Source organism: Phycicoccus sp. 3266, assembly GCF_031456495.1.
Classification (GTDB): Bacteria; Actinomycetota; Actinomycetes; order Actinomycetales; family Dermatophilaceae; genus Pedococcus.
Window position 1 is genome coordinate 697,043 of sequence record NZ_JAVDUW010000003.1, and the last position, 23,228, is coordinate 720,270.

Here is a 23,228-nt window from a genome sequence, read left to right on the forward strand (position 1 = left end):
GGCCGGTGGCTCCCGACGCCGCACCGCGGTGCGGACCGGTCCCTACGGCAGCGTTGACGCGGGGACGAGGGTGAGCTCGTTGCCGTCGGGATCGGCGAGGACCAGGCGGCCGTCCGGCCCGGGCGCGGTGTCCCGTGCCGTGGCACCGAGGGACACGAGGCGCTGGACTGCCGCGGCGAGGTCGCTGTCGGGGGCGACCAGCTCGAGGTGCTGGCGGTTCCGGCCCACCTTGGGGTCGACCGGCGGGCCGCCCCAGGAGATGTTGGTGCTGCCGCCGCGGGCGCGGATCGAGGTCTCCTCGTCCTGGTCCCACACCAGCGGCCAGCCGAGGGCCGCGCTCCAGAACTGCCCCACCGCACGCGTGCCGTCGCACGTCACCTCGGCCAGGAAGCCGCACTCGGCAAGGAACCGGTTGCCGGGCTCGAGGACGCAGAAGTCGTTGCCCTCCGGGTCCTCCAGCACGACATGGCCCTCCTCCGGGAGCTGGCCGACGTCGAGGTGACGGGCCCCGAGCCCCAGCGCCCGCTCGACGACCGAGGACTGGTCGGCGTCGGACGTGCTCGTGAGGTGCAGGTGCAGCCGGTTGCGCACGACCTTGGGCGCCTGCGCGGGCTCGAACCGCAGCCGGAAGCCGGTCGGCTCGGTCGGGACCAGCTCGACGCCGTCGTCGGCTGCCGATTCGCCGGCGGTCCGGTCCTGGTCCCAGCCGAGCAGCGCGCCCCAGAAGCGGCCCAGCGCGGCCGGGTCCTCTGCGTCGAAGCACAGCGCCCGCAGCTCGGTGGCCATGGTGGTCCCCTCTCCCTCGCCCTGCCGACGGTGCGGCGCAGGCCCGTCCGACGACGCTAGGTGGCCCGCGCCCGCCGGGGCAACGAGTTTTGCCGTCCGTGGGTAGCGTGGCGACGCATGCGGGTGTGGGTGAGCGGTTCGGAGGGCAGGCTCGGCGCGGAGGTGTGCCGGCAGCTGCCGGCCGCCGGCCACGAGGTGGTGGGGGCTGACGTCGACGGCGCGTCGTCGGCGAGGGTCGACCTCCTCGACCCCGCGGCGGTGGCCCGCTCCCTGGCCGGCTGCGACGCGGTCGTCCACTGTGCCGGCATACCGAGCCCCGAGGACGTGGACCCGATCGACCTCGTGCGGACGAACGCCCTGACGACGTTCACGGCGCTCGAGCAGGCCTGGGCCGCGGGGATCCGCACGGCCGTCCTCGCCTCCAGCGGGGCCATCTACGGGACCGCGTTCTCCCCCGAGCCGCTCACCCAGCCCTACGTCCCGGTCGACGAGGACAGCCCGCTGCAGTACCTCGACCCGTACGCCCTCACCAAGGACCTGCTCGAGCGGATGGGGCAGATGTACGCGCGCCGGGGCATGACCGTGACCGCCCTGCGGTTGCACTGGATCCTGTCGCGGCAGGAGGTGCTCGACCTCGTCGACGAGGTGCCGGAGGCGGAGGGGGCGCGGAACCTGTGGGGGTACGTCGACCTCGCGGACGCGGCCCGCGCCTGCCTGCTCGCCCTCGACCCGCGGCCGGAGCACTCGGGCTACGAGGCGGTCCTCGTCGCCTCGGACGAGACGCGGGTCAGGCGGCCGGTCGAGGAGCTGCTGCGCGAGCACTTCCCGGACACCGAGGTCCGTGCGCCGCTGACCGGGACGGCCGGGGCGTTCGACTGCTCGCGGGCCGAGCGGGTGCTCGGGTGGCGACCGACGTCCCGGTGGCGGGAGCCGGACCGGGCGTAGACCGGGCGTCCGCAGTCACAGCCGGTCACCGCGCACCTGGCCGGTCGATCGAGGCCCTAGTCCGCCGCCGGCTTCGGGGCGATCAGCTGGACGAGGTTGCCGCAGGTGTCGTCGAGCACCGCGACCACGGCCGGGCCGATGTCGGTCGGCGGCTGCGTGAACCGCACCCCCAGCCCGGTGAGCCGCTCGTGCTCGGCGGCCATGTCCTCGACGGCGAACTGCACCGCCGGTATGCCGTCGGCGACCAGCGCCGCGCGGTAGGGCCCGACCGCAGGGTGGCCCGAGGGCTCGAGCAGCAGCTCCGGTCCGTCGGGGTCCTCCGACGAGACCACGGTGAGCCAGGAGTCCTCGCCGAGCGGGATGTCGTGGCGCAGGGTGAAGCCGAGCCTCGAGGTGTAGAAGTCGAGAGCGGCCCGCTGGTCGTCGACGTGGATGCTGGTCAGGCGGATCCTCATGGCGTGTCCTTCGGCTGGTGGGTGGTGTGGGCGTCGTCGTCGAAGACGTTCCAGCAGATGGGGCTGCGGGCTCGCTGGTCCTCCAGGACGAGCTCGCGGACGGCGTCCGGCAGCCGGTCGCGCTGCCACTGCCGCTCGGCCGCCGCAGCCCGGTCGCCGGCGGCACGGGTGGTGGCCGGGTCTGCGTCAGCCCGGTCCGTGCCGGCCGACTCGGCAGCGGCCCGGGCGGCCCTGATCGCGTAGGCCGCGGCGCCGAGGTCGTGCGCGGCGACGTGGGCGACGGCCACGGCCTGGCCCGCGGACAGGGCGGCGAAGCGTGCGGGGTCCGGCAGGCCGCGGCCCGCGGCGTTCGCCTGGAACGCCATGTCGTGCGCCACCGTCATCCGCACCTCACCCCGGATCCACGCCCGGCCGGTCTCGATGGCCTCGCGCGGGCGGTCGTCGTCCGGGCTCTCCCTCTCGAACAGCGGCAGGACGTGCTCGGCGCACTGCAGGGCCCACTCGGCCAGCAGGTGGTGGTGCTCGTCGGTGAGCGTCCCTCCCCGGCGGATCGTGACGAGCCGCGGGTCGCGCTCCTTCGGCAGGATCGGCACGCCGCCCTTCCTACCACCCGGCGCGGACACGGTGGGCACGCTCGACGCCGCCCGGCCGGCCAGCCACCCAGTCGCCGGGCAGGCGCCACGTCCCGGGCTCTGGTTGGCTCGACGCATGATCTTCGAGGGGTTCGAGGAGTGGGAGCACGAGCTCCCGACGGGGGTCCGGTTGCACGGCCGGTCCGGGGGCGAGGGGCCCGCGGTGGTGCTTCTGCACGGGCACCCGCGCGCCCACACCACCTGGCACCGCGTGGCACCCACGTTGGCCGGCGCCGGGTTCACGGTCGTCTGCCCGGACCTGCGCGGCTACGGCCGATCGTCCACGCCGGAGCCGGACGCCGACCACGAGGTGTATGCCGACCGGGCCATGGCCGCCGACGTCGTCGCCCTGGTGGAGGCGCTGGGCCACGACGGGTTCGCCGTCGTGGGTCACGACCGCGGCCAGGGCGTCGCCTACCGGTGCGCGCTGGACCACCCGGGAGAGGTGCGGGCGCTCGGGGTGCTGGACGGCGTCCCGATGGCGGAGGCGGTCGAGCGGGCCGACGCGCGGTTCGCCACGGAGTGGTGGCACTGGTTCTTCTTCGCCGGCTCCCCGCACGCCGAGCGGGTCATCACCGCCGACCCCGACGCCTGGTACGGCCTCGACGCCGCGAAGGAGGAGGCGATGGGGGCCGAGAGCTTCGCCTACGTCTGCGCCGCGCTGCACGACCCCGCCACGGTGCGGGCCATGCTCGAGGACTACCGGGCGGGCCTGTCCGTCGACGCCGCGCACGACCGGGCCGACCGCGAGCGCGGGCACCGCATCACCTGCCCGACGCTGGTCGCCTGGTCGGTGCACGACGACATGGAGCACCTCTACGGCGACCCGTCCGAGATCTGGCGGGGCTGGGTCGACGCCCCGGTGGAGACGGCCCGCATCGACAGCGGCCACCACATGGCCGAGGAGAACCCCGAGCAGCTCGCCGGCGTGCTGGCCGACTTCCTGTCGCGGCGGCTCTGACGACCGGGGGCGCGGGGACCTCCCGTCCCGGCGGCCCGGACCCTCAGAGCTGCAGGATGCGGGCCGAGACCTCGTAGGCGGCGGCGACGCCCTTCGGGTCGTGGAGACCGGCGGGGTCGTCGAGGGCCGTCTGCGCGTGCCGGCGCACGGCCGCCCCGGGGTCGGGGGCGACGAGGTCCTCGCACAGCCCCGCGACGACGAGGTGGGCGTCGTGCTCGTGCAGTCCCTCCACCGCCAAGCCGTTGTACAGCAGCGTCGCCGCCTCCTCGAAGACCTCGCGCGCCATCTCGGGGTCCACCTCGGGGCGCTCCCGCGCGACCCTCTCGGCGGTGGCCAGCAGCTGGTCGAACGGCGGCTCGAACTGGGGCGACGGCATACCGCCAGCGTCGCAAGCGGTGGCTCGCGGCGGCAACAGGATTGCGGCCTCGGCGCCCTCGGCGCACTCGGCGGCGTCGGGCACCTCACACGGCCCTCAGGCGCCCTCGGTGCCGCCCGAGGTCCGGGTGAAGGTGAGGTGGGTGACGCCGCTGGGCGAGGACACGGTCTCGACGGCATACCCCTCCTCTATGCCCTCGAGGCCGTCCCAGAGGCGCACGCCGCGCCCGAGGACGATCGGCACCTGCACGAGGTGCATGCGGTCGACGAGCCCGGCGGCGAGGAAGTCGCGGACCACGCTGGGGCCACCGCCGATCCGGACGTCGAGCCCGCCGGCGGCCTCCCGCGCCACCGCGAGCGCCTCGGCGGGGCTGGCGTCGAGGAAGTGGAAGGTGGTCCCACCCTCCATCTCCATCGGGGGTCGGGGGTGGTGGGTCAGGACGAACGTCGGCGTGTGGAAGGGCGGGTTGGGTCCCCACCAACCGCGCCAGTCCGCGTCGTCCTGCCAGCCGGGCGGCCCGAACTTGTTCGCGCCCATGATCTCCGCGCCGATCCCGTGCTCGTGCCGCTGGGCCATCGCGTTGTCGACGCCGTCGCTGCCGGCCGGGTCCCACATGCGGGTGGCCATCATCCACCGGTGCAGGCGCTGGCCGGCGTGGCCGAACGGCGCCTCGAGGGACTGCGGCTCCCCCGTGGCGAAGCCGTCGAGCGAGATCGAGAAGTTCTGGATCCGGGTGAGGGACATGGGCACGCTCCTGCCTGGGTGGTGGCGCCAGTCTGCCGCGCGCGGCCGACAGCGGTCTGCAGGATGGACCCGGCCCCGACCCGGTCCTCATCGGTCGGGCGGACGTGGCGCGCCGATGTGCCGGTCGGGTACCCCTCGAGCGGGCGGACCGCGTACGCTGGGACCTGCGTCCCGCCGCACGGCGGAGGCGCTCCAGCGACACGGGCCCAGCCCCTCCCCTGCCGCGCGGCCGCACCGGTCCGGTGCGTCGTGCCGTCGGCGGGCAGGCGAGCCGCCCCGCGCTCGGTGCCCCGGCACCGTCCTCGGCCCGTGCCGTGTCCGACCAGGAGAAGGAACCCGCTTGGCACAGCGAGCTCCGCGCCGTCCCGGCGCGTCGCGTCCCACGTCCCGCGACGGACGACGTCCGCGCACCCGGGACGAGGAGGGCATCCTCCCCGTCCTCGCCAAGGCCGTCCGCCAGGTGGAGGCGGCCGCCCAGCGCGGCCCCGTGCGCCCCGGCGCCCGCACGGCATACCAGGTCGTCGCCCTGCTCGTGCGCGAGGAGCGCGCCCGCGTGAAGACCGACCCGGAGGTCTCGGAGGCGGAGCGCTCCGCCGTCCTGACCCGGCTCGACGGCATCGCCACGATCCTCGCCAAGACCGCCGCCCGCGACACGTCCCTCCTGGCCCTGCTGGCCGAGGACGCCACCATCTCCTCCGCGGCTCTGAGCCTCAAGGAGGACATGCTCCGCGCGGCCGGCCGGGAGGTCGAGCCCGAGGAGGAGCCCGAGCCGGACGAGGTCGCCGAGGTGCCCGCCGCACCCCAGCGGCTCGTGCCGCCGACCGTGCTCGCGCGCCAGCTGGCGAACCCGTTCCTGGCCCCCGACTACTCCGCCGTTCCCCCGCGCCCCACGACCAACCGGCTGGGCGGCTGGGAGCTGCTGACGCCGCTGTTCCGTGCGTTCGAGAGCGGCGGGGACGCCACCTGTATGCCGTTGCCCGAGGACCCGGAGCTGCCGATGGGCATGCGCGGGCTGCACCTCATGCGGCACCAGGCCCAGCTCGTGGCGGCCGCGGCGGAGGGTCACCGGACCTTCCTGCTGGCCGACGAGCCCGGCCTGGGGAAGACGGCGCAGGCGCTGCTCGCCGCGGAGGCCGCCGACGCGTTCCCCCTGCTGGTCGCCGTCCCGAACGTCGTCAAGGCGAACTGGGCCCGTGAGGCCGAGCTGTGGACCCCGCGCCGGACCTCGACCGTCGTGCACGGCAACGGCGAGACGGTCGACGGGTTCGCCGACATCGTCATCGTCAACTACGAGATCCTCGACCGGCACGTCGGCTGGCTCGGCGAGCACGGCTTCCAGGGCATGGTCGTCGACGAGGCCCACTTCATCAAGAACAAGACCTCGCAGCGCTCGCGCCACGTCCTCGAGCTCTCCGAGCGCATCCGCTCGCGCCGCCTCAACCCGCTGCTCATGGCCCTCACCGGCACGCCGCTCATCAACGACATCGAGGACTTCCGCGCGATCTGGCAGTTCCTCGGCTGGATCGACGACACCAAGCCGCGGATGGCGCTCATGGCCGCCTTGGAGGAGAACGGCCTCACCCCGGCCGACCACGGCTTCTACAAGGCCGCCCGGACCAGCGTCATCGACCTCGGCATCGTCCGCCGGCGCAAGGTCGACGTCGCCGCCGACATCCCGTCCCGCAGGATCGCCGACCTGCCGGTCGAGCTCGACGACGAGGCCGGGCGCTCGATCCGCGCGGCCGAGCAGGAGCTCGCGCGGCGGCTGGTCGCGCGGTACGACTCCGCCCTCGCGACGCGCAAGGTCTCGGTCGTCGTCGACGGCATCGACCACGACCTGGTCCGGCGGGTCGCCGAGTGGGAGCGCGAGGACGGCGGGTCTGACAAGACCGGCGACAACGTCTTCACGGTCATGCGCCGCATCGGCCAGGCCAAGGCCGGCCTGGCCGCTGACTACGCCGCCCAGCTGGCGCGCAACGTCGGCAAGGTCGTGTTCTTCGCCAAGCACATCGACGTCATGGACGAGGCGGAGCAGACCTTCGCCAAGCGCGGGATCGGCTTCTCCTCGATCCGCGGCGACCAGACGCCGAAGGCGCGCAAGGCGGCCATCGACGCGTTCCTCACCGACCCCCAGGTCTCGGTCGTGGTCTGCTCGCTCACCGCGGCAGGCGTCGGCCTCAACCTCCAGGTCGCCTCCAACGTCGTCCTCGCCGAGCTCTCGTGGACCTCCGCCGAGCAGACGCAGGCCATCGACCGTGTGCACCGGATCGGCCAGACCGAGCCGGTCACCGCGTGGCGGATCATCGCGGCGCAGACCATCGACCCGCGCATCGCCCAGCTCATCGACGACAAGGCGGGGCTCGCGGCCCGCGCCCTCGACGGGTCGGACGAGGAGGTCGGCTCCTCCGCCGACGTCCAGCTCGAGGCGCTGGTGACCCTGCTGACCGACGCGCTGGAGAAGCGGCAGGCGGCCATGCCGGCGACCGAGGTCGCCGACCTCGTCGAGGTTCCCGAGGTCACCGAGGCCTGACCGGGGACCCCGGCCACGCCGTGGCATCCCTCGGCACACCGACCCGGCATACCCGCCCGCACACCCCCGCCCCACCCGCGACCCCCACGGACCCATGACGACACGCCTGCTGCTCCTCGCGGACACGCACCTGCCGAAGCGCGCGAGGGACCTGCCCGACGAGGTCTGGCGCGCCGTCGGCGAGGCCGACCTGGTCCTGCACGCCGGGGACTGGGTGGACGTGGCCCTGCTGGACGAGCTGGAGTCGCGCGCGCGGCGACTCGTCGGCGTGGCGGGCAACAACGACCACGGGGTGCTGCGCGAGCGGCTCCCCGAGCTGGCCACCGTCGACGTCGAGGGCCTGCGGTTCGGCGTCGTGCACCAGACCGGGCCCGCGACCGGGCGTGAGGCTCGCTGCGAGGCGGACCACCCGGGCCTGGACGTCCTCGTGTTCGGGCACAGCCACATCCCCTGGGACACGACCACCCCGCGGGGCCTGCGGCTGCTCAACCCCGGCTCCCCCACCGACCGGCGCCGCCAGCCGTGGTGCACGTACATGACCGCGGTGGTCGAGGACGGTGTCCTGGGCCGGGTCGTGCTGCACGAGCTCCCGCGCCGCTGAGGCGTCAGGCCGCGGCCCCACGCCGCTGGCCGTCAGGTCCGGCCGGTCAGGCCCGGAGGACCTGCTCCTGCCGGTAGCCCGTGGTCAGGTCGGTGATGGTCACCGCCACGATGCCGGCGGCGTCGACGGTGTACCGCTCCTCGACGGTGGGCCCGCTCCCCAGGCGCTCGATCGCGACGCCGTCCGGCAGCCGGTCGCCGCCCTGCTGCAGCGCCGGGTCGAACGGGAACACGACCTCGCCGACCGGAGCCAGGTCACCCCTCGGCTCGCCCTGGTCGTCGACCGAGGAGTACTCCACGAACCGGAACCAGCCGACGTTGTGCGCGGCCTGGTAGCGCCGGGTCACGACCACCGGCTCGGAGGAGGCGTCCGGGCCCACGGCCGACGCGGTCGCGAGCGAGCGGTCAAGGACCGGGTCGAAGGACACCCCCGCCCCGGCCTCGCGCTCCCGGAACACGCCGAAACCGCGCGAGAGGCGGTCCTGCAGCGAGAAACCGGCCGACCGGTCTGCGGCGATGGCGAGGCCGACCGCTGACGACGCGCTGGGCAGCGGCGCCCGGTGGACCCTGCGCCCGAACCGCTCGCGCAGCAGCCTCGGCACCAGTGGCAGCCCGCTCGCCCCGCCGACGAGGTAGATGCCGGCCACGCCCTCCAGCCCCATCGGGTCGTCGCCGGGCGGAAGGGTCGCCACGAGCGGCTCCATGGCCGCCACGGACTGCTCGACCAGGGGCGTGACGGCGGCGTAGTAGTCGGCGACGTCGACGCTGACCAGCCCTGTCTCCGAGCCGGGCACCTCGAGGGGCACGCGCCGCGACTGCGGGGTCAGCCGCTCCTTGGCCTCACGGCACTGGTCGACGAGGGCCGCCCAGTCCTCGGCGGCCAGGTCGCCGCGGCCCACCCCGGCAGCCTGCAGCGCCAGGTCGGCGAGCGCCTCGTCGAAGTCGTCGCCGCCGAGGCGGTTCACGCCGCGTGAGTCGAGGACCTCGTGGGTCGTGCCGTCGAGCTGGACGAGGGAGGTGTCGAACGTGCCGCCGCCGAGGTCGTAGACCACGACGAGGTTGCGGCGCGAGGTGATGGAGCGGGACTGGCGGTGGGCGAACTCGAGGCTGGCGGCGGAGGGCTCGTTGACCATGCCGGCCACGGTGAACCCGCCGCGGCGGCAGGCCTCGAGGGTGAGGAAGCGCTGCGCGCTGTGGGCCTGCGCCGGGACGCCGAGCACGACCCGGACGTCGTCGCCGGAACCCGACACCCCATCCACGCTGGAGGCCTCCTGCAGGGCCCGGCGCAGGGACGCGAAGAACCCGGTCAGGACGTCGAGGACGGGGACGTCCCGGCCACCCACGGCGAGGGTGGCGCCGGGTGCGGTGCCGGGCTCGGCCAGCGCCCGCTTGAACGAGCGGACCACCGGTGCGCCCCGCCGTCCCGCCTCAAGCGCCTCGAAGCCGAAGACGAGCTCGTCGCCGTCGAGCGCGGCGACCGAGGGGAAGTGGTCGTGGGCGTCCCCGTCGGCGTCGAGGAACGACACGACCGGGTAGTTGCCCCGGTCCGCGTGCGCGACGACCGTGTGCGTGGTGCCGAAGTCCAGCCCGAGATCCATGCCGCAAGGCTAGGCGCACCCCGGGACCCGAGCGCGACCCGCGTCCGAGGAGTAGGAAGGACCGCGAGGCGCAGGAGAGCGCGAAGGCACGGGAGAGGATGCGAGCCATGACCGAGGGACGTCCGCCGTTCCCGCCGTTCGACGAGCAGAGCGCCCGGCAGAAGGTGCAGGCCGCCGAGGACGCCTGGAACACCCGGGACCCGCACCGCGTGAGCCTGGCGTACACACCGGACTCGGTGTGGCGCAACCGCGACACCTTCCTGCAGGGGCGCGAGCAGATCGTCGAGTTCCTCACGGCCAAGTGGGAGCGCGAGCTCGACTACGCGCTGCGCAAGAGCCTGTGGGGCTTCACCGGCAACCGGATCGCCGTCCGCTTCCAGTACGAGTGCCACGACCGCAGCGGCCACTGGTTCCGCAGCTACGGCAACGAGCTGTGGGAGTTCGACGACGCCGGGCTGATGCGGCGGCGCGAGGCCTCCATCAACGACCTCGCGATCTCCGAGGACGAGCGGCGCATCTTCGGACCGCGCCCCGAGGACGAGCGCACCCCCGAGCACGACATCCCGCTGCACTGACGCGGGCTCCCCTGGCGCCGTCCTGCGGGCGGCCCCCGGGACGGCGCCAGTCCTCACGGCACGGCAAGCCGGTACCCCCGCTTGACGACCGTCTGCACGACGGAGCGGCCGCAGACCTCCCGCAGCCGGGCGATCGCCACCTCCGCCGCGTGCGGGTCGGTCGACTCCCCGGGCAGTGCCGCGAGCACCTGGCCCCGCGTCACGATCCCGCCGGCTGCGTCGGCCAGGACCCGCAGGACCTCCAGGCCGCTCGGCGAGACCGGAAGCACGTGGCCGTCGAGCAGGGCGACGGTACGCCGCACCTGCAGGGGTCCGAGCACCGTGGCCACAGCGGAGGTCTGCGCCCGCTCGTAGTGGCCGACCAGCGCGCGCACGAGGGCTCCAAGCCGGCCGCGCTCGGGCACGATCGGCTGTATGCCGCGCTCGCGCAGCGGCGCGGCGGTCACCGGGCCGACGGCCGCCGTCACCATGCAGCCCGACGCGCAGCGGTGCACCACCGAGGCCAGCACCCCCTCCCGGTCGGCCGCGTCGAGCCAGGCGCTCGCGCCCGGTGCCGACGTGAAGACGACCGCGTCGACCTCGCCCGCCGCCGCGGCGCGGACCGACGCGGCGAGGGCGTCGGGGTCCGGCGGCGGTCCCCACCGGTAGACGACGAGGCTGGCGACGTCGGCGCCGGCGGCCGCCAGCTCGACGTCGAGCCCGTCGGCCCCCGCGCCGTGGTGCTGCACGGCGACCCGCAGGCCGGCCACGCCCTCGGCGAGCAGCAGGTCGAGGATCTCGGCGGAGGTCTCGGACTCGGCGACCCAGTCGGCCTGCAGCCCGGCGGCCTGGATGGCGCCGCGGGCCTTGGGGCCGCGGGCGACGATGCGCGCCCGCGCGAGCACCTCGACGAGGTCGTCGGCGAGCCCCGCGGCGTCGGCGGCCTCCACCCACCCGCGAAAGCCGATCCCGGTCGTGACGACGACGGTGTCGGGCGGGTCGTCCAGGAGCGTCCTGGTGGCGGCGAGCAGCTCGTCGTCGTGCTCGTGCGGCACGATCGACAGCGCGGGTGCGTGCCGCACCTGCGCACCGCGCCGGGTGAGCGCGGAGCCCAGCTCGGACGAGCGCCGGTCGGCGGTGACGAGGACGACGCAGCCCGCCATCACCTGCCCCAGGGACGGTGCGCTCACGCCGGCGCCTCCAGCAGGCCGGGAGCCGCGACGTCGCCGACGACCACGACGGCCGGCGCGGCGACGCCCACCTCGAGGCACCGCCGCACGAGGCCGCCGAGCGGCGCAGTGGTGACCCGCTGGTCCGGCAGGCTCGCCCGCTCCACCACCGCCGCGGGGGTGCCCGGGTCGGCGCCCGCCGCGAGGAGCTGGTCGACGTGCTCGGCGAGCAGCGAGACCCCCATGAGCAGCACGAGGGTGGCGCTGCGCTCGACCACGCAGGCGACGGCGGTGGTCTCGAGCGCGCGGTGTCCGTGCGCCACGTGCACCGAGCCGACCGTGCCTCGGTGGGTGAGGGGTATGCCGGCCAGCCCCGGCCCGCTGAGGGCCGAGCTCACGCCGGGCACCACCTCGACCGGTATGCCGTGTGCCCGGCAGGCCTGCACCTCCTCGCCCCCGCGCCCGTAGACGAACGGGTCGCCGCCCTTGAGGCGGACGACGGTGCGCCCCCGCTGCGCCTGCTCGACGAGGATCCGGTTGATCTCCTCCTGCGGGACGGCGTGCAGCCCCGGTGTCTTGCCCACGTCGACCACCTCGACGTCCCGCGGCAGGGCCGCCAGCAGCCCCGTGGGCCCGAGCCGGTCGGTCACGACGACGTCGGCCTCCGACAGGGCACGCCGGCCGCGGACCGTCATCAGGTCCTCGGCCCCCGGACCGCCCCCGACCAGCACCACCCGACCCACGCCGACCCCGTCCGCACGGCGACGCGGGCGCAGGTCGAGCGGCCCGCAGGTGAGCTGGGTCGCGAGCGCGTCGCGGACCGCCGCCGCCCGGGCGGGGTCCGGGGAGCCGTCCTGCGACAGCACCCCGACGACGAGGCCCGCATGGGTCGTCGTGGCAGGGGTCCGGGCCGAGCCGGCACCGGCCTCACCCGCGTTGACGCTCCAGACCCGCCGCCGCTCGGCCCACCGGCACAGCTCCGCGTTCGCCCGGGGGTCGTCCGTCGCGGCCTGCACGAGCCACGCGCCGTCGACGTCGTGCTCGGCGACGTCGCGCGGCTCCCAGCGGACCGACCCGGCTACCACGAGGTCGCGCAGGTCCTCGCACACGTGCGGGGCGACGACCGTGACGACAGCCCCGTCCGCCACCAGGGCGGCCGCCCGGCGCGCCGCCACCGGACCCCCGCCTGCGACCAGCACGCGGCGACCGCGCAGGTCCAGCCCCAGGAGCGTCGTCACGCCGGGCCGACCTCGGCCGACGCGACGTGCACGGTGCCGTCGCGCACCTCGACGGGCCAGGTCCGCAGCGTCTGCGGCTCCCTGCCGACCGGGTCGAGGCAGGCACCGGTCCGCAGGTCGAAGACCTGCTTGTACATGGGTGAGGCGACCGTGGGCACGTCGCCGCGGGTCCCGACGATCCCCCGGGACAGGACGGCCGCGCCGCTGTACGGGTCGTGCTGCTGCACGGCATACACGGCGTCGTCGTAGGTGCGGAACAGCGCGACCTGGACGCCGGCGACGAGGGCGGCCGTGCCGCGCTCGCGCGGGAGGTCGGAGAGGTGGCAGACCGGCACCCAGGTGGCCACGACGGCGCCGACGACGGTGGCGTCCACGCCCGCGACGTCCACGCGCGCGGTCACCGCCGCACCTCCAGCGTCGTGCCGGCGACGAGCACACCCTGGCGCCGCTCGTCCGGGGTGGCAGGCCGCGGCTGGCCGCGCTCGGCGACGTAGGCCAGCGAGTCGTCGACCGCCTCGGGGGCGTTGACGAAGGCGGAGAAGCGTCGAAGCTTCTCGGGGTCGGCGAGGACCGCCGCCCACTCGTCCTCGTAGGACTCGACGTGACCGGCCATGGCCGCGTCGAGGTCGGCACAGATGCCCAGGCTGTCGTCGAGGACGACCGCCCGGATGGCCTCGAGGCCGCCCTCGTGGTCCTCGACCCAGGACGCCGTCCGCTGGAGCCGGTCGGCGGTCCGCACGTAGTAGAGGAGGAACCGGTCGATCGTGCGGACCAGCGTCTCGGTGTCGAGGTCCTCCGCCAGCAGCCGGGCGTGCCGCGGCGTGAACCCGCCGTTGCCGCCGACGTACAGGTTCCAGCCGTTGTCGGTGGCGATGACGCCGACGTCCTTGCCGCGCGCCTCGGCGCACTCGCGCGCGCACCCGGAGACGCCGAGCTTGAGCTTGTGCGGGCTGCGCAGGCCGCGGTAGCGCAGCTCGAGCGCGATGGCGAGGCCGACGGAGTCCTGCACGCCGTACCGGCACCAGGTCGAGCCGACGCAGGACTTCACCGTCCGCAGCGACTTGCCGTACGCGTGGCCGGACTCGAACCCCGCGTCCACCAGCCGCTGCCAGATCGCCGGGAGCTGGTCGATCCGCGCCCCGAACAGGTCGATCCGCTGGCCACCGGTGATCTTGGTGTACAGGCCGAAGTCCTTGGCCACCTGGCCGATCGCGAGCAGTCCCTCCGGTGTCACCTCGCCGCCCGGGATCCTCGGCACGACCGAGTAGGAGCCGTCCTTCTGCAGGTTCGCCATGACGTGGTCGTTGGTGTCCTGCAGGGTCGCCCGCTCCCCCTCGAGGATGTGCCCGGTGCCGAGCGAGGCGAGGATCGAGCCGATGACCGGCTTGCAGATGTCGCACCCGCGGCCGCGGCCGTGCCGGGCGACGATCTCGCTGAACGTCGTGAGCCCCTGCACCCGCACGACGTCGAACAGCTGGGCCCGGGACAGCTCGAAGTGCTCGCACAGGGCGTTCCCCACGGCCACGCCGGCCTTCTCGAGCTCGGTCGTCACGAGCTTCTTCACCAGCGGCAGGCACGACCCGCAGCTGGTGCCCGCGCGCGTGCACGCCTTGACGCCACCGAGGTCGGTGCACCCGCCCTCGGTCACGGCGCAGCGGATGGCGCCGGCCGTCACGTTGTTGCACGAGCACACGGGGGTGTCGTCCGGCAGGTCGGCGGAGGGTGCGGGTGCGCCGCCCTCGGGGAGCAGGTATGCCGCGGGGTCGCCGCCGAGCTCGCGGCCCACCATCGGGCGCAGGGCGGCATACGCACCGGCGTCACCGACGAGGATGCCGCCGCGCAGCGTCCGGGCGTCGTCGGACATGACGAGCTTCTTGTAGACACCGGCCACGGGGTCGGAGATGACGACCTCGAGCGAGCCGGGCTCGGTGGCGAACGCGTCGCCGAAGCTCGCGACGTCGACCCCGAGCAGCTTGAGCTTGGTGGACAGGTCGGCGCCGGGGAACGCACCCTGGCCGCCGAGCAGCCGGTCCACCACGACCTCGGCCATGGTGTACCCGGGCCCCACGAGGCCGAGGCAGCGTCCCTCGATGCAGGCCACCTCGCCGACGGCCCAGACGTGCGGGTCGGCCGTGCGGCAGGACTCGTCGACGACGACCCCGCCGCGCTCCCCCACCTCGAGGCCGGCCTCGCGGGCCAGCTCGTCGCGCGGCCGCACGCCGACGGCGAACACGACGACGTCGACCGACAGCGGCGGGCCCTCGCTGAACTCCATCCGCGACACCTGCCCGAGGTGGCCCACGATGCGGGCGGTGGCGGTCGAGGTGCGGACGTCGACACCGAGGCCGGTGATGAGGCGCTTGAGGGCCTCGCCCCCGCCCTCGTCGACCTGCAGCGGCATCAGCCGTGGTGCGAACTCCACGACGGTCGCCTCGCACTGCAGGGCGCGCAGCGCCCCGGCCGCCTCGAGCCCGAGCAGGCCACCGCCGACGACGGCGCCGCGCACCGGTCGGTCGAGCTCGTCCCGGAGCCGCTCGACGTGGGCACGCAGGGCGGCGACGTCGTCGATGGTGCGGTAGACGAACGCGCCGCGCAGGTCCCTGCCCGGGACCGGCGGCACCGCGGCACACGAGCCGGTGGCCAGGACGAGCTCGTCGTACGCGAGCGTGCGCCCGTCGGAGGTGCTGACGGTGCGGGCGGCCCGGTCCACCGCCTCGGCGCGCACGCCGCGGCGCAGGGTGACGAGCGGGTCGTCCCAGATCTCCTGGCCGCCGAGCGCCAGGTCCTCGGGGTCTCGGCCCGTGAAGTAGGACGTCAGGGCGACGCGGTCGTAGGGCGCGCGCGGCTCCTCGGCGAGGACGGTGACCGCCCAGTCGCCGGCCGCGTCGCGGGAGCGGAGGGCGTCGACGACGCGCCGCGCCACCATCCCGCCGCCGACGACCACGAGGTGCCGGGGGGTCTGCGGTGTGCTCTCCATGGCGGCAAACCTAGGCAGCCGTGGTTTCGGTGCTGTGGAACATGTGTTTCCCCTTCGTTAAACGGTTTTCACCGGCTCGGAGCGGTCACGGTGAGGTGTGAGGGCGTCGACGAGGGCGCACACGTCGTCGGTGCACCCGCCGCACCCGGTGGTCGCCCGGGTGGCCCGGGCGACCTCGTCGAGCGACTGTGCGCCGTCGCGCAGCGCCCCGGTGATGGCGCCCTTGCTGACGCCGTTGCAGCGGCAGACCGTGGCGTCGTCGGGCAGCGACGTGGGGTCCGCTGCGGAGGAGCCGGCGCGCGCGGGGGCGAGGGCCGGCAGGAGGAGGTATGCCGGGTCGGCCGGCAGCGGCGTGCGCCGGGTGTACGCCGCGACGAGGTCGGCCGCGACCTGACCGGCGCCGACGCACGTGGCGCCGACCAGCCGGTCGCCGGACACGACGACCTCCACGTGGCGGCCGGCACCGGGGTCGCTGAGGCGCAGGCTGCGCTGCGCCGGGTCGTCGGCCCGCGCGCTGCCACAGACCCCCATGGCGACGACGTCCAGTCCGTGCGCCTTGAGCCGGACGACGTCCGTGCCCGAGGCCGACGTGCCGGGACCCGACGTGCCGGGACCCGACGTGCCGGGACTCGACGTGCCGGGCGTCGGCACGGCGGAGGCCGACGGGCCGGCCACGGCCTCGCCCGTCCCGGCGGTGAGTGCGGCGGCGAGGCGGCGCGCCTGCTCCCACCCCTGGGCGACGAGGCCGGTCCCGCCCTCCGGGGGCTGGGCGCAGTCCCCGATCGCGAACACCCTCCGGTCGGCGGGGCTGGCCAGGTCGTCCCCGACCAGCACGCCGCGACCGGTCGGGAGGCCGGCGGCCGCTGCCAGCGACGTGTCGACGACGGTGCCGGTCGCGACGACGAGGAGGTCGGCGGGCAGGACCTCGCCGCCGGCGAGGTGCACACCACCGAGCCGGCCGCGCTCGATGCGGACGCCGTCGGCGCCGACGCCGACCCTGTGGTCGATCCCGAGCCGGGTCATCGCCCCCTCGAGGGCCTGGCTCGCCGGGCCGTCGAGCTGGCGCTCCATCATCGCGGGAGCCGGGTGCACGACCGTGACGCCGCAGCCGCGCCGTGCCAGGCCGCACGCCACCTCCAGGCCCAGGACACCGGCACCGAGCACGACGGCACTCGTTGCGTTGTAGGTCGCAGCCACGATCTCGCGGGCGTCGTCGATGGTCCGCAGGGCGTGCACGCCCGGCACGAGCGACCCGGGCGCCGTGCCGAGCCCGGCGAGCGGGGGGATGCGGGCCACAGCACCGGTCGCCAGGACCACCTGGTCGTAGCGGTGCCGGAGCCCGTCGGAGTCCACCACCACCCGGTCCTCGCAGTCGAGGGCGACGGCGGCACTGCCGCGTCGCACCCTGAGGCGCGGGTGCTCGGGGGTGGGGAGGGTGAGGGCGGCGAGGTCGTACGCGCCCGCGACGACCTCGCTGAGCAGGACGCGGTTGTACGGCTCGCACGCCTCCGCGCCCAGCACCGTGACCTCGTACTTGCCGGCGTGGTCCGCGGCCAGCAGGTCCTCGACGAACCGTGACCCGACCATGCCGTTGCCGACGACGACGAGCCTCATCGCAGCGCCCCCTCGTGGGCGGTCACGTCGACCGCGCACACCTTGAGCTCGGGCATCCCGGAGACCGGGTCGGTGGCGGCCGAGGTGACCCGGTTGACGCTGCCGGGTCCGCTCCAGTGGAACGGCATGAACACGGTGTCGGGCCGCACCCGGTCGGTGACCCGGGCCTGCGCGGTGGCGACGCCGCGAGCGCTCGTCACCCGCAGGAGCGCGCCGGGCTCGACGCCCAGCCGCGCGGCGAGCTGCGGGTGCACCTCGACGAACGGCTGCGGCACGGCGGAGCGCAGCTCGGGCACCCGGCGGGTCTGGGCCCCGGACTGGTAGTGCTGCAGGACCCGTCCGGTGACGAGGTACACGGGGGCGTCGGGCCGCAGGTCGTCGGCGGGCCCGACGTGCTCGACGGCCACCATGCGGGCCCGGCCGTCCGGCGTGGGGAAGGTGTCGAGGAACAGCCTGGGGGTGCCCGGGTGGACGGTGTCGCCACCGGGACCCGCCGGCACCGGCCAGTGCAGCGCCTCCTCCCGGTCGAGCCGCTCGTGGCTCAGGCCGCCGTAGTCCGCCCGGCCGCCGGCGGAGGCCCGCGCCAGCTCGTCGAACACCTCGGCGGCGTCCGTGCTCCACCGCCCGGGCGACCCCAGGCGCCGGGCCAGCTCGGCCCACACCCAGAGCTCGGACCGCACGCCGTCGGGCGGCTCGACCGCCTTGCGCCGGCGCAGCACCCTGCCCTCCAGGGACGTCATGGTCCCCTCCTCCTCGGCCCACTGCGTCACCGGGAGCACGACGTCGGCGAGGCGCGCGGTCTCGGACGGCACGACGTCGCAGACGACGAGCAGGTCGAGGGCCGCCAGCCGCTCGCGCACCCGGGTCGCGTCGGGGGCGCTGACGACCGGGTTGGCGCCGTGGACGAGCAGGGCCCGCGGCCCACCCGGACGGCCCAGGGAGTCGAGCAGCTCCACCGCCGGGACGCCCTTGCCCGGCAGTGATGCGGGGTCGACACCCCACACCGCGGCGACCTGGGCGCGCGCAGCGGGGTCCTCGATGCTCCGGTACCCGGGCAGCTGGTCGGCCTTCTGGCCGTGCTCGCGCCCGCCCTGGCCGTTCCCCTGGCCGGTGAGCGCGCCGTACCCACTGCCGACCCGCCCCGGCAGGCCGAGCGCGAGGGCGAGGTTGATGGCCGCGGTGACCGTGTCCGTACCCTGCCGGGACTGCTCCACCCCACGGCCGGTCAGGACGTACGCGCCCGCCCCGCCCCGCGCCGGGCTCGCGGCGGCCAGGAGGCGCGCGGTCTCCCGCAGGGCCGCTGCGGGCACGCCGCATACCTGCTCGGCCCGCTCCGGCCACCAGAGGGCGGCGCCGCGGCGCACCTCCTCGAGGCCCGCGGCCCGCGACGCGAGGTATGCCGTGTCGGCGAGCCCCTCGCCGAGGACCACGTGCAGGAGGGCGAGCAGGACGACGAGGTCCGTCCCGGGCAGCGGCTGCAGGTGCACGCCCTGCCCGTCGGCCGCGAGGTCGGCAGTGGCGCTGCGCCGGGGGTCGACGACGACGAGCCCGCCACGGGAGCGGACGCCCGCGAGGTGGCCGACGGCCGGGGGCATCGTCTCGGCGAGGTTGCTGCCGAGCAGCAGCACCGCGTCCGCTCCCCCGAGGTCGGTCAGCGGGAACGGGAGGCCGCGGTCCAGCCCGAGCGACCGGTTGGCGGCCGCCGCAGCGCTGCTCATGCAGAACCTGCCGTTGTAGTCGATGTTCGCCGTCCCGAGGGCCACCCGCGCAAACTTGCCCAGCTGGTAGGCCTTCTCGTTCGTGAGGCCACCGCCACCGAAGACGGCCACGACGTCGGGGCCGTCCTCGGCGCGGAGCCGGGCGAGCCGCGCGGCGACGAGGTCGAGCGCCTCGGCCCAGTCGGTGGGGACCAGCTCGCCGTCCGCGCCACGGACCAGCGGCGTCACCAGCCGGTCGGGCGCGGTCAGCAGGCTCGCGCTCGTCCAGCCCTTCTGGCACAGCCCGCCCCGGTTGGTGGGGAACTCGCGTCCGGCGACCTCGACGCTGGATCCGGTCTGCGTGAGGGACTGCGCGCACTGCAGGGCGCAGTAGGGGCAGTGGGTGGCGACGGGTGTCGCGGCAGGCACGGCGCCCCCTCAGATCGACTCGCGGGCCAGGGCCGAGCCCCGGCGCTGGTAGACCGCCCACGTGGCCGCGGCCATCACGGCATACGCGGCGACGAAGACCCACAGAGCCGGCACGAGCGAGCCGTAGGCGGCCTTGGCCATGGCGAAGCCCCGCGGGATGAGGAACCCGCCGTAGGCCCCCACGGCGCCGGCGATGCCGATGCAGCCGGCCGCGGCCTTGCGGGCGACACCGAGCTGCTCCGCGCCGTCGGCACCGGCCCGGAACACCGCCGGGATCATCCGGTAGGTCGCGCCGTTGCCGACCCCGGCGCCGGTGAAGAGCACCATGAAGGCGGCGAAGAACAGGGCGAAGTCGTGCGTTCGCAGGGCCACGACCGCGGCCACCGCACCAGCAGCCAGCACGGCGAACGACGCGATGGTGATGCGCGCACCGCCGAGCCGGTCGGCGACGACGCCCCCGAGCGGGCGTGCCAGGGCGCCCACGAGCGCCCCGAGGAATGCCAGCTGCAGCGGCGCACCCGGGAACTGGGTCTTGAGGAGCGTCGGGAAGGCACCGGCATACCCGATGAAGGACCCGAACGTCCCGATGTAGAGGAACGAGATGAGCCACGTGTGCCGGTTGCGGACGGCGACGGCGAAGCTGCGGTAGTCGGCGCGGACACCGCTGAGGTTGTCCATGAACCGCCACGCCCCGACCGCCGCGAGCACGGCGAGCGGCACGAACAGCAGCCCGGCCCGCTCCAGGTGCACCCCGGCCCCGACGGCGACCACGGCAGGGACGACCAGCTGCACCACCCCGGTCCCGAGGTTGCCCCCGGCGGCGTTGAGCCCCAACGCCTTTCCCTTCTCCGCCTCGGGGAAGAAGAACGAGATGTTCGTCATCGAGGAGGCGAAGTTGCCGCCGCCGAAGCCGGCGAGCGCGGCGCAGGCGAGCAGCACGCCGAACGGCGTGTCCGGCTTCGTGACGACCCACGCGAGGGCGCTCGCGGGGACAAGCAGGAGGAGCGCGCTGACGACCGTCCAGTTGCGCCCGCCGAAGGCCGGCACGGCGAAGGTGTACGGGATGCGCAGCGTCGCCCCGACGAGGCTGGGCACGGCGATCAGCCAGAACTGCTGGTCCAGGCTCAGGTCGAAACCGGCCGCCGGCAGCAGCGGCACGACCACGCTCCACAGGGCCCAGACGCAGAAGCCCAGGAGCTCCGCCAGGACCGAGAAGACCAGGTTGCGCCGCGCGACGCGGCGACCGCCGCCGCGCCAGAACGTGGCGTCCTCGGGGTCCCAGTGGTCGATCCACCTCCCGGCCCGGTGGACCGGCTGCGCGCTCCGGCTCGCGTCGGGTCCTGGGGCGTCGGGCCCGGGGGCGCCGGGCAGCACCTCGACGGGCGTCGGGACCTGCGGAGCCGTCAGGTGCTCGCGGGTGGGAGAGGACATCGGTGCCTCCTTGTCGGGAGGGCCGGAGGTCTCCGGCCGACTGTCCCGAAAGGATGGGGAACCGGTGTTTCACGTCCTGCCGGACGCCGTAAAGCGCCCGTAACAAGTCCCTCTCAGCGCACCGGGCAGGGCTGTGAGGACCCCCTGTCCGCCCGGACCGGAGGGGTCACGCGGCGCCGGCCTCCACGCGGGCCTTGAGGTTGAGGAGCTGCCGTCGCGCCATGACGAGGTCGCCGGCAGAGAGCAGCGGCGCGAACACCGGGCTCGTGTCCATGACGACCTTGAGCAGGAGCCGGGTGCGGCTCTGCCCCAGCGGGACGAGGAGGTAGGACAGGTACGCGCCGAGGATCTCACCGGTCAGCTGGCGACCGGGCTCCACCGCCACGATGCGCCCGAGCGGCCGGCCGCCGGAACGGGTGAAGGGCTCCCCGACCCGTGGCTCCGGCAGCCCTGCGAGGTCACGCGGGGACCGGCGGCCGAGGTTGTCCAGCCAGTCGTAGGAGTACGGCGCGACCCGGACCTGCCCCACCCAGGGCCACACCAGCACCGGTCGCGCGTCGACCGTGACGCCGCGCCACGCCTCGAGCGCGGGACGGCTGCCGACGAGGTCGTCGCAGGCGAAGGGCAGCCGCGTCTCGGCCTCGGTGACGCCCCACCGGGCACCGATCACGCGGACGGGCCGCCGGCCAGGTGCTCGAGCAGGACGCGCACCACGAACCGGTGGTCCTCCACCTGCGGCAGTCCGGACACCCCCATCCAGCCGACGACCCCTGCGCCCCGGACACGCAGCGGCACCGCGCCGCCGGCCGCGGCATACCGGGACGCGGGCAGGGCGAACTTCTCGGCGAGGGTCGTGCCCTGCTCGCGGACCATGCGCGACAGGTGCAGCGAGGAGCGCTCGAAGTGCATCACCACCCGCCCCTTGCGGCGCAGCCACGCGTCGTTGTCGCTGGTCGAGCCGGGCAGGCCGCAGTGGAACAGCTGGTGTCCCCCGCGCCAGATCCCGACCGCGACGGGCAGCGACTGCTCGCGGGCCGCGTCCACGGCGCGGCAGCCGAGGGCCCAGGCGTCGTCCTCGGTGAGCGAGGGCAGGACGAGGCGCTCCTCCTCCTGCACCAGCTCGTCCAGGGTCGGCCAGGAGTCGTGTGCCGGCATGCCGTGCCTTCCCGTCGTCGCGTCGCGGTCCGTGGTGCCGGGCCCGGCGCGTGCGCGCCACCGGGTGCCGCGGCCCCGCTCGCGGAGCGTAACCACCCGGTGCCCCACGGGCAACGGGCCGCGGCACCCCGCGAACGGGGCCCGAGCAGGTCAGGGCATGGCGTGCAGCAGGCCGAGCAGTCCGTGCGCCTCGTCCTGCGGGCCGGCTGTGAACAGCACGTCGTGCGTCGACGCCTCGGTGCCGTTGCCCGGCAGGAGCGCCCACAGCCCGTCGATGGTGACCGCGTGGCCGGCGGCGTCACGGACGGTGCCGGCGAACGTCAGCGTCCCAGGGTCGAACGCGTGGATCCGGCCGTCGCCGAAGTTCCCCACGAGCAGGTCGCCGGAGAGCGACCCGAACCCCTCGGGCGCGATCGTCAGGCCCCACGGCGCGTCGAGCACCCCGTGCCCGGGCAGCCGGTGCAGCAGCACGCCGTCGAGGCTGAAGACGTCCACACGCCCACGGCCCTGGCCTGCGACCTCGTCGTGACTGGCGCTGTCCTGCTTCGCGTACGACACGTAGACCCTGTCCCCGCTGACCATGACGTTGAACGGGCCGTAGCCGCTCGGCAGCTGCGGGTCGGCGAAACCACCGGTGGTGGCGACGCGCTGGAAGGTCCCGTCGTAGACGTCGACCGTGCCGGCCGAGAAGTCGGCGACGTACAGCCGCGGCCCCTGCGCCGACTGGCCCATGGCCATCCCCTTGTCGACCGCGCCGGGCGTGACCACGGCGTCGACGGCGTGGGTCGACGGCGGCGCACCGGTGCCGCCGACGGCCGGGTTCCACCCGCTCAGGTGGCCGGTCTCGCCGACGAACAGGAACCGGGCAGGCGCCGAGTGGCCTGCCGCGTCGTGGACCACGAAGGACGTGGTCGGGTTCGACACCTGCCCCGTCGGAGCCCCACCGGGGATGCTGACGACGAGGGGTGCGACCGCCTGCGGGCTGCCGTCGACACCCCCGGTGTAGAGGGTGGTGAGGTCGGCCCCGTTGTCGGAGACCCACAGGGGGCTGGCGCCGAGGTACGAGGCGCCCCAGGCGTTGACGAGGTGCGGGTCGGTGACCTGCGCCAGGCCGGGGACGTCCGAGACGAGGTTCACCTGCTGGTATGCCGTGGGGGCGCCGGCGTCCGCGGGGGCGCCGGCGGCGAGCAGCCCGACCGCGGCACCGACGGCGGCGCCGAGGGCGAGCAGGGGTGTGGGACGACGGACGATGCGTGGCATGGGCTACCTCCCGGATCGGCGACGCCCCACGGGACGCAGGGCGCCATCCGGTACACGAGGTCCGGGACCACCCGGTT

Annotated in this window: 21 protein-coding genes; 5 read left to right on the forward strand and 16 right to left on the reverse strand. The window is 75.0% G+C overall.

Annotated elements, in window-relative coordinates; translation table 11 throughout:
• Nucleotides 1-42 precede the first annotated feature (42 nt).
• Nucleotides 43-786 carry a VOC family protein gene (locus tag J2X64_RS17725; RefSeq protein ID WP_310157304.1) on the reverse strand — a complete coding sequence of 248 codons (744 nt, stop codon included), beginning with the start codon at nt 784-786 and terminating at the stop codon, nt 43-45.
• Nucleotides 787-903: 117 nt separating this feature from the next.
• Between J2X64_RS17725 and J2X64_RS17730 the strand changes: the two genes are divergently transcribed.
• Nucleotides 904-1,731, forward strand: coding sequence for an NAD(P)-dependent oxidoreductase (locus tag J2X64_RS17730; RefSeq protein ID WP_310157306.1), 828 nt, complete (start codon nt 904-906; stop codon nt 1,729-1,731).
• A gap of 56 nt (nt 1,732-1,787) precedes the next feature.
• Here the strand turns inward: J2X64_RS17730 and J2X64_RS17735 are convergent, their stop codons facing one another.
• Together J2X64_RS17735 and J2X64_RS17740 are read right to left on the reverse strand one after the other, a co-directional pair.
• On the reverse strand, nt 1,788-2,186 hold the full coding sequence (locus J2X64_RS17735) for a VOC family protein (RefSeq protein ID WP_310157309.1): 399 nt from the start codon (nt 2,184-2,186) through the stop codon (nt 1,788-1,790).
• Nucleotides 2,183-2,779: a putative immunity protein gene (locus J2X64_RS17740; protein ID WP_310157311.1), complete on the reverse strand. Its 597-nt coding sequence runs from the start codon at nt 2,777-2,779 to the stop codon at nt 2,183-2,185. Before J2X64_RS17740 ends, J2X64_RS17735 begins: the two co-directional genes overlap by 4 nt.
• Before the next feature lie 115 nt (nt 2,780-2,894).
• Here J2X64_RS17740 and J2X64_RS17745 point away from each other — a divergent pair, with 115 nt between their 5' ends.
• Nucleotides 2,895-3,779, forward strand: a complete 885-nt coding sequence (locus J2X64_RS17745) for an alpha/beta hydrolase (protein ID WP_310157313.1) — start codon at nt 2,895-2,897, stop codon at nt 3,777-3,779.
• Nucleotides 3,780-3,822: 43 nt separating this feature from the next.
• On the opposite strand, the gene J2X64_RS17750 is transcribed toward J2X64_RS17745, so the two are convergent.
• Nucleotides 3,823-4,155 (reverse strand): hypothetical protein, encoded by a 333-nt coding sequence (locus tag J2X64_RS17750; RefSeq protein ID WP_310157315.1) that lies wholly within the window; start codon nt 4,153-4,155, stop codon nt 3,823-3,825.
• A gap of 96 nt (nt 4,156-4,251) precedes the next feature.
• Complete coding sequence (locus tag J2X64_RS17755; protein WP_310157317.1) at nt 4,252-4,899, reverse strand: dihydrofolate reductase family protein; 648 nt, start codon at nt 4,897-4,899, stop codon at nt 4,252-4,254.
• A gap of 340 nt (nt 4,900-5,239) precedes the next feature.
• Here J2X64_RS17755 and J2X64_RS17760 point away from each other — a divergent pair, with 340 nt between their 5' ends.
• Complete coding sequence (locus tag J2X64_RS17760; RefSeq protein WP_310157319.1) at nt 5,240-7,429, forward strand: DEAD/DEAH box helicase; 2,190 nt, start codon at nt 5,240-5,242, stop codon at nt 7,427-7,429.
• A gap of 94 nt (nt 7,430-7,523) precedes the next feature.
• Nucleotides 7,524-8,030, forward strand: coding sequence for a metallophosphoesterase (locus J2X64_RS17765; RefSeq protein ID WP_310157320.1), 507 nt, complete (start codon nt 7,524-7,526; stop codon nt 8,028-8,030).
• A 46-nt stretch (nt 8,031-8,076) separates the two neighbouring features.
• Here J2X64_RS17765 and J2X64_RS17770 read toward each other — a convergent pair whose 3' ends face one another.
• Nucleotides 8,077-9,627 carry an Hsp70 family protein gene (locus J2X64_RS17770; RefSeq protein WP_310157322.1) on the reverse strand — a complete coding sequence of 517 codons (1,551 nt, stop codon included), beginning with the start codon at nt 9,625-9,627 and terminating at the stop codon, nt 8,077-8,079.
• Nucleotides 9,628-9,734: 107 nt separating this feature from the next.
• On the opposite strand from J2X64_RS17770, the gene J2X64_RS17775 reads away from it, so the two are divergent.
• On the forward strand, nt 9,735-10,202 hold the full coding sequence (locus J2X64_RS17775; protein WP_310157324.1) for a nuclear transport factor 2 family protein: 468 nt from the start codon (nt 9,735-9,737) through the stop codon (nt 10,200-10,202).
• Between the two features lie 53 nt (nt 10,203-10,255).
• Here the strand turns inward: J2X64_RS17775 and J2X64_RS17780 are convergent, their stop codons facing one another.
• From J2X64_RS17780 to J2X64_RS17825, 10 genes are all read right to left on the reverse strand, one after another.
• The gene (locus J2X64_RS17780; RefSeq protein ID WP_310157597.1) at nt 10,256-11,344 is read right to left on the reverse strand and encodes a uroporphyrinogen-III synthase; all 1,089 of its coding nucleotides are present in this window, start codon (nt 11,342-11,344) and stop codon (nt 10,256-10,258) included.
• A 23-nt stretch (nt 11,345-11,367) separates the two neighbouring features.
• The gene (gene cobA / locus J2X64_RS17785; protein ID WP_310157326.1) at nt 11,368-12,588 is read right to left on the reverse strand and encodes a uroporphyrinogen-III C-methyltransferase; all 1,221 of its coding nucleotides are present in this window, start codon (nt 12,586-12,588) and stop codon (nt 11,368-11,370) included.
• Nucleotides 12,585-12,962 (reverse strand): nitrite reductase small subunit NirD, encoded by a 378-nt coding sequence (gene nirD / locus J2X64_RS17790; protein WP_310157599.1) that lies wholly within the window; start codon nt 12,960-12,962, stop codon nt 12,585-12,587. The genes cobA and nirD overlap by 4 nt, the downstream gene beginning before the upstream one ends.
• Nucleotides 12,963-12,985: 23 nt before the next feature.
• Entirely contained in the window at nt 12,986-15,565 is a 2,580-nt protein-coding gene (gene nirB, locus J2X64_RS17795) for a nitrite reductase large subunit NirB (RefSeq protein WP_310157328.1), read from the reverse strand.
• A gap of 57 nt (nt 15,566-15,622) precedes the next feature.
• Complete coding sequence (locus J2X64_RS17800; RefSeq protein WP_310157330.1) at nt 15,623-17,179, reverse strand: FAD-dependent oxidoreductase; 1,557 nt, start codon at nt 17,177-17,179, stop codon at nt 15,623-15,625.
• Entirely contained in the window at nt 17,176-19,305 is a 2,130-nt protein-coding gene (locus J2X64_RS17805; RefSeq protein ID WP_310157333.1) for a molybdopterin oxidoreductase family protein, read from the reverse strand. The genes J2X64_RS17800 and J2X64_RS17805 overlap by 4 nt, the downstream gene beginning before the upstream one ends.
• Nucleotides 19,306-19,314: 9 nt before the next feature.
• Nucleotides 19,315-20,736: an MFS transporter gene (locus tag J2X64_RS17810; RefSeq protein ID WP_310157335.1), complete on the reverse strand. Its 1,422-nt coding sequence runs from the start codon at nt 20,734-20,736 to the stop codon at nt 19,315-19,317.
• A 166-nt stretch (nt 20,737-20,902) separates the two neighbouring features.
• Nucleotides 20,903-21,406, reverse strand: coding sequence for a hypothetical protein (locus J2X64_RS17815; protein WP_310157338.1), 504 nt, complete (start codon nt 21,404-21,406; stop codon nt 20,903-20,905).
• Nucleotides 21,403-21,891, reverse strand: coding sequence for a heme-degrading domain-containing protein (locus J2X64_RS17820; RefSeq protein ID WP_310157341.1), 489 nt, complete (start codon nt 21,889-21,891; stop codon nt 21,403-21,405). The genes J2X64_RS17815 and J2X64_RS17820 overlap by 4 nt, the downstream gene beginning before the upstream one ends.
• 150 nt (nt 21,892-22,041) lie before the next feature.
• A complete protein-coding gene (locus J2X64_RS17825) occupies nt 22,042-23,151 on the reverse strand; it encodes a TIGR03118 family protein (protein ID WP_310157344.1) in 1,110 nt (369 codons plus the stop codon).
• Between the last annotated feature and the right edge of the window lie 77 nt (nt 23,152-23,228).

Coding starts and splice junctions, on each gene's coding strand:
- J2X64_RS17725 (WP_310157304.1), bottom strand. CDS start 786: ATGGCCACCGAGCTGCGGGCGCTGTGCTTCGACGCAGAGGACCCGGCC.
- J2X64_RS17730 (WP_310157306.1), top strand. CDS start 904: ATGCGGGTGTGGGTGAGCGGTTCGGAGGGCAGGCTCGGCGCGGAGGTG.
- J2X64_RS17735 (WP_310157309.1), bottom strand. CDS start 2,186: ATGAGGATCCGCCTGACCAGCATCCACGTCGACGACCAGCGGGCCGCT.
- J2X64_RS17745 (WP_310157313.1), top strand. CDS start 2,895: ATGATCTTCGAGGGGTTCGAGGAGTGGGAGCACGAGCTCCCGACGGGG.
- J2X64_RS17750 (WP_310157315.1), bottom strand. CDS start 4,155: ATGCCGTCGCCCCAGTTCGAGCCGCCGTTCGACCAGCTGCTGGCCACC.
- J2X64_RS17755 (WP_310157317.1), bottom strand. CDS start 4,899: ATGTCCCTCACCCGGATCCAGAACTTCTCGATCTCGCTCGACGGCTTC.
- J2X64_RS17765 (WP_310157320.1), top strand. CDS start 7,524: ATGACGACACGCCTGCTGCTCCTCGCGGACACGCACCTGCCGAAGCGC.
- J2X64_RS17770 (WP_310157322.1), bottom strand. CDS start 9,627: ATGGATCTCGGGCTGGACTTCGGCACCACGCACACGGTCGTCGCGCAC.
- J2X64_RS17775 (WP_310157324.1), top strand. CDS start 9,735: ATGACCGAGGGACGTCCGCCGTTCCCGCCGTTCGACGAGCAGAGCGCC.
- J2X64_RS17780 (WP_310157597.1), bottom strand. CDS start 11,344: ATGGCGGGCTGCGTCGTCCTCGTCACCGCCGACCGGCGCTCGTCCGAG.
- nirB (WP_310157328.1), bottom strand. CDS start 15,565: ATGGAGAGCACACCGCAGACCCCCCGGCACCTCGTGGTCGTCGGCGGC.
- J2X64_RS17800 (WP_310157330.1), bottom strand. CDS start 17,179: ATGAGGCTCGTCGTCGTCGGCAACGGCATGGTCGGGTCACGGTTCGTC.
- J2X64_RS17810 (WP_310157335.1), bottom strand. CDS start 20,736: ATGTCCTCTCCCACCCGCGAGCACCTGACGGCTCCGCAGGTCCCGACG.
- J2X64_RS17820 (WP_310157341.1), bottom strand. CDS start 21,891: ATGCCGGCACACGACTCCTGGCCGACCCTGGACGAGCTGGTGCAGGAG.
- J2X64_RS17825 (WP_310157344.1), bottom strand. CDS start 23,151: ATGCCACGCATCGTCCGTCGTCCCACACCCCTGCTCGCCCTCGGCGCC.